The following is a 5,394-nucleotide window of genomic DNA, read 5'->3' as shown; positions in this document are numbered from 1 at the left end:
TGCGGGTCACCGCGTTCCCCACGGCCTTGGACACGACGAACCCGGCCCGCGGCCGAGGGGCGCTCGGCGACGTGGACCGGGTCTGATCGGGGTCCGTGGCGACGCTCACCACGACGGTGCGCCGACCCGCGCGGGTGCCGGTGCGACCGAGGTGACGGAACTCCGCGGGCGTGCGGACGCGACGGTCACGGGGCAGCACGGGGCGCGCCGTCCCTGGACCGAGGTCCTCAGGCGGACAGCTCGGCGCGGTTCTTGCCGCGGCGAGCGGACAGGATGGCGCGGCCGGCGCGGGTGCGCATGCGGGCACGGAAGCCGTGCTTGCGGGCACGACGGCGGTTGTTGGGCTGGAACGTGCGCTTGGTCACTGTGATCTCTCCACGACGTGTTGTGTGCCTTCGACCGTCGACCTGAGCAGGTGGACCAGGGGGAAGGACCGGTGAGGCTCTGACATGAAATCCCCGGCGGGCACGATCAACCAACACCCGGGGGACCAGACAACTCTAGTGGCCGGGGTACGCAGGGGTCAAACGGGTGCGCGCGGATCCCGGACGCCCGTGGGCGCCCGGGACGGTCGTCCACAGGATGATAGGGGTTGTCCACCGTCTGTGCACAACCCTGTGGACAACCGTTAGACTCCGAGCACCGTCGTCCGTCTCGCGCAGCCGCCCCCGTCCTCGGGGACGTCTGTCCCAGGAAAGGAAGCCTCCGTGGTGGCAGACCAGGCCGTGCTCAGCTCGTGGCGCTCCGTCGTGGGCTCCCTCGAGGACGACGCGCGGGTCAGCGCCCGCCTCATGGGCTTCGTCTACCTGGCCCAGCCGCAGGGCCTCATCGGCAACACGCTCCTGCTGGCCGTGCCGAACGAGACCACCCGCGAGACCCTCCAGGGCACCCAGGTGGCCGACGCCCTCACGGACGCCCTGACCCAGGAGTTCCGCGAGGAGATCCTGCTGGCCATCTCGATCGATGCGAACCTGCAGCCGCCGCGGACCCCCTCCTCCGAGGCCCGCCGCTCCTCCCTCGCCGGCGGGCCGTCCGACGCCGCGGCGCCGGACGTCGAGCTGCCCCCGGCCGCGACCGCCGCCACCTCCCGCCGCGCCGTCGCCGAGGAGCTGCCGGGCTTCCGCATCGAGCCGCCGGCCGACGTCGTGCCCGCCGCGAACGCGGCCCCGAGCGGGAACGGCAAGCCGACTCCCGCGCCGCCGTCGACGTCCGCGGAGACCAGCCGCCTCAACGACCGCTACCACTTCGAGACGTTCGTGATTGGCTCGTCCAACCGGTTCGCGCACGCCGCCGCGAACGCGGTGGCCGAGGCGCCGGCGAAGGCGTACAACCCGCTGTTCATCTACGGCGAGTCCGGCCTGGGCAAGACGCACCTACTGCACGCGATCGGGCACTACGCCCGCCGCCTCTACCCGGGCCTGCGGGTGCGGTACGTGAACTCGGAGGAGTTCACCAACGACTTCATCAACTCCATCCGCCACGACGAGGGCGCCTCGTTCAAGCAGGTCTACCGCAACGTGGACATCCTGCTGATCGACGACATCCAGTTCCTGGCGGACAAGGAGGCGACGGTCGAGGAGTTCTTCCACACCTTCAACACGCTCTACAACAACAACAAGCAGGTGGTCATCACCTCGGACCTGCCGCCCAAGCAGCTCTCCGGGTTCGAGGACCGGCTGCGCTCCCGCTTCGAGTGGGGGCTGATCACGGACATCCAGCCGCCGGACCTCGAGACGCGCATCGCGATCCTCCGGAAGAAGGCGGAGGCCGAGGGGCTCGTGGCCCCGCCGGAGGCGCTGGAGTACATCGCCTCGCGCATCTCCACGAACATCCGCGAGCTCGAGGGCGCGCTGATCCGCGTGACCGCGTTCGCCTCGCTCAACCGGCAGACCGTGGACATCGAGCTGGCCGAGCATGTGCTCAAGGACCTGATCACGGACGAGACGGCGCACGAGATCACCCCGGAGCTGATCCTGCACGCCACGGGGGAGTACTTCAATCTCACCCTCGAGGAGCTGACCAGCAAGTCCCGCACCCGCACGCTGGTGACGGCGCGGCAGATCGCCATGTACCTGCTGCGCGAGCTGACCGAGATGTCCCTGCCCAAGATCGGCCAGGTCCTGGGCGGCCGCGACCACACCACCGTCATCCACGCGGACCGCAAGATCCGCGAGCTGATGGCCGAGCGGCGGACGATCTACAACCAGGTCACCGAGCTCACCAACGAGATCAAGCGGAAGCAGCGCGGCGCCTGAGCCACCCGCTGTCCCACCCTCGAGTCCCGGTTCGAACCTTCGACCGGGACTCGAGCCTTCTTCCACATTGTCCACCGGTGTGGACAACTCTGTGGAGAACCCCCGGTGCTGTGGACAACCTCCGCCCCTGTGGATGGCGGAATCAGGCCGCTCACGCCGCGTCCACACCCCTGGGGACGACGACGGTGCACAGGCTGGTGAATCACACGGGTGTCATTCGATGGTCCACACGTATCCACAGATCTCCACAGCCGAAAACCGCATGATCTCGCGGATTTCGACGGGTGTGGACGTGCCCTGTGGACAGGAATGTGGACAACTGGGGGGTGGATCCGGGGACGAGTCTGGACAACTCCGGTCGGGCCTGTGCAGAGCGGGGGAGGGCCTCCGGGGCTCGTCCACACCGGATGCACACCCCGAACGAGCGGGCGTCCACACGGTTCCCCCAGCCGAATCCGCATGGTGACGCGGCAGAACGGCGTTCTCCACAGGATCCACACCCGCTACCACTCCTTCTGATCCCCCTGGAGAGATCCCGCCAAGCAACATCATCTCCGCCGCCCCTCACCGAGCTGAGCGCCTCGAGGGCCCGGGCTGCGCCCGGGCGCCCGAGATCCGTGGAATCACACCGCTGTCATTCGTCGGCGACCTGACACCCGCCGCGCGGACCGCCTATGCTGAGGCCCGCGTGTCGCCGTTCCCCCCGGGCCCGCAACCCCCGTCATCACCCCCAGAGAGGCAGTGCAGCTCGTGAAGTTCACCGTCGAACGCGACATCCTCACCGACGCCGTCTCCTGGGCCGCACGCTCCCTGTCCCCGCGCCCGCCGGTGCCGGTGCTCTCGGGCCTGCTGATCACGGCCGAGGCCGGCGTCGTGTCCATCGCGAGCTTCGACTACGAGACCTCCGCGCGCCTGGAGATCGAGGCCGACGTCGAGACCGCGGGCCAGGTGCTCGTCTCCGGCCGCCTGCTGAACGACATCGTCCGCTCCCTGCCGCAGGCCCAGGTCACGGTGGAGCTCGACGGCGGCAAGGTGCTCGTCACCTGCCGCTCCTCCCGCTTCGCCCTGGCCACGATGCCCGTGGGCGACTACCCGGCCCTGCCCGAGCTGCCGGCCCCCGCGGGCACCGTGGACGGCGCCGCGTTCGCCCACGCCGTCGCCCAGGTCACCGTCGCCGCCTCCAAGGACGACACCCTGCCGATCCTCACCGCCGTGAAGGTGGAGATCGAGGGCGACACCATGACCTTCCTGGCCACGGACCGCTACCGGCTGGCCATGAAGGAGATCCGCTGGACCCCGGCGGACCCGTCCCTCTCGACGTCGCTGCTCATCAAGGCGCGCACGCTCACCGAGGTCGCCAAGTCCCTCGGCTCCGGCGGCGACCTGGAGATCCTCCTCGGTCAGACCGCCGACCTCGTGGGCTTCGCCTCCGGTGGCCGCCGCACCACCTCCGTGCTCGTGGACGGCGAGTACCCCAAGATCCGCTCGCTCTTCCCCGAGTCCAGCCCCATCCAGGCCGTGGTGGACACCGCCGCCCTGGTCGAGGCGTCCCGCCGCGTCGCCCTCGTGGCCGAGCGCAACACCGCCCTGCGCATGGTGTTCACGGAGGGCCAGGTCACCCTGGACGCCGGCACCGGCGATGACGCGAGCGCCAACGAGTCCGTGCCGTGCACGCTCGAGGGCGAGGACATCACCGTGGCGTTCAACCCGTCCTACCTCTCCGAGGGCCTGGCCGTGGTGGACCAGCCGCAGGTGCGCTTCGCCTTCACGTCCGCGCCCAAGCCCGCCCTGCTCACCGGCGTGAACCAGGAGGACGGCGTCGTCTCCGACTACCGCTACCTCGTGATGCCGGTGCGCATCGCCTGACGCAGGGGGCCGGACGCACCCGTGTACCTGTCCCACCTCACCGTCGCGGACTTCCGGTCCTACCGCTGGGCCGACCTGGAGCTGACGCCGGGGTCCACGGTGCTGCTCGGGGCCAACGGGGTGGGCAAGACCAACCTCGTGGAGGCGATCGGCTACCTCGGCGCCCAGCAGTCCCACCGGGTCAGCTCGGACGCGCAGCTCGTGCGCTTCGGCCGGGACCGGGCCCGGATGGCCGGGCGCGTGCACCGCGGTTCCCGCACCGTCGCCCTCGAGCTGGAGATCCTGCCGGGCCGGTCCAACCGGGTGGCCATCAACCGCGGCGCCCCCGTGCGGGCGAAGGAGGGCCTCGGGATCCTGCGCACCGTGGTCTTCGCCCCGGAGGACCTCAGCCTCGTGACGGGGGAGCCGGGCGGCCGCCGTCGTCTCCTCGACCAGCTCATGGTGCAGCTGCGTCCGGCGCTCGGCGAGGCCGCCGCCGACTACGAACGCGTGCTGCGTCAGCGCAACGCCCTGCTCAAGTCGGGCCGCGGCTCTCGCCGCTGGGGCCCGGAGGAGGACGCGACGCTCGCCGTCTGGGACGAGCACCTCTGCGCCGCCGGCGCCCGCCTGCTCCACGGCCGCCTGCACGTGCTGCGCCTGCTGGCCCGCCCCCTCCAGGAGATGTATGCGGCGCTGACGAACGGCTCCAAGGCCGCGGCCTACGCCTACGAGTCCACCGTCCCGCTGGCCCGCGGCACCCACGCGGAGGTCCCGGCCGTGGCGGACCTGGCCGCGGACATGCGCCGGACGCTCGAGGCCCAGCGGGAGGAGGAACGGGCACGGGCGCTGACCCTGGTGGGCCCCCACCGGGACGAGCTCGCCCTCTTCCTGGGCCCGGCGCCCGCGCGCGGCTACGCCTCCCATGGGGAGACATGGTCGCTGGCGCTCGCCCTGCGCATGGCGGCCTACGACGTGCTCGTGGCCGACGACCCGGACCCCGACGCCCGCCCCGTCCTGATCCTGGACGACGTGTTCGCGGAGCTCGACGCCGCCCGTCGTCGCCGCCTCGCCGCGCTCGTCCACCGGGCCGAGCAGGTGATCGTCACGGCCGCCGCACTCGAGGACGTCCCCGAGGAGCTCACGGCCCACCGCGTGCTCATCCGCCAGGACGCGGAGGGCTCCGAGGCCGTGGCCGCCGCGGCCCCCGTGGAGGGCGACATCCGCGAGCCCCGGCGCGAGGGCGGGGCCGATGGCTGAGACCCCCGCCCCGTTCGAGCCGGACCGGCCGGACCTA

The 5,394-nt window shown here is 71.4% G+C and carries 5 protein-coding genes; 3 read left to right on the top strand and 2 right to left on the bottom strand.

Features of this window, described 5'->3' with window-relative positions:
* Positions 1–199 (bottom strand): ribonuclease P protein component (locus D8M29_RS08080; protein ID WP_148111549.1); only part of this gene is annotated, 199 nt, incomplete at its 3' end.
* Positions 200–227: 28 nt separating this feature from the next.
* Positions 228–365, bottom strand: a complete 138-nt coding sequence (gene rpmH / locus D8M29_RS08075; RefSeq protein WP_002856443.1) for a 50S ribosomal protein L34 — start codon at positions 363–365, stop codon at positions 228–230.
* A 342-nt stretch (positions 366–707) separates the two neighbouring features.
* On the opposite strand from rpmH, the gene dnaA reads away from it, so the two are divergent.
* From dnaA to recF, 3 genes are all read left to right on the top strand, one after another.
* Positions 708–2,255, top strand: coding sequence for a chromosomal replication initiator protein DnaA (gene dnaA, locus D8M29_RS08070; RefSeq protein ID WP_095347376.1), 1,548 nt, complete (start codon positions 708–710; stop codon positions 2,253–2,255).
* Positions 2,256–3,005: 750 nt separating this feature from the next.
* Complete coding sequence (dnaN, locus tag D8M29_RS08065; RefSeq protein ID WP_170747710.1) at positions 3,006–4,121, top strand: DNA polymerase III subunit beta; 1,116 nt, start codon at positions 3,006–3,008, stop codon at positions 4,119–4,121.
* A 21-nt stretch (positions 4,122–4,142) separates the two neighbouring features.
* Positions 4,143–5,357, top strand: coding sequence for a DNA replication/repair protein RecF (gene recF, locus D8M29_RS08060; RefSeq protein ID WP_036337311.1), 1,215 nt, complete (start codon positions 4,143–4,145; stop codon positions 5,355–5,357).
* Positions 5,358–5,394 lie beyond the last annotated feature (37 nt).

The sequence above is a fragment of the Micrococcus sp. HSID17227 genome (genome assembly GCF_003989405.1).
GTDB classification, from domain to species: domain Bacteria; phylum Actinomycetota; class Actinomycetes; order Actinomycetales; family Micrococcaceae; genus Micrococcus; species Micrococcus luteus.
The sequence above is the reverse complement of the archived record's forward strand: the minus strand, read 5'-3'. Positions and strand labels throughout refer to the sequence as shown.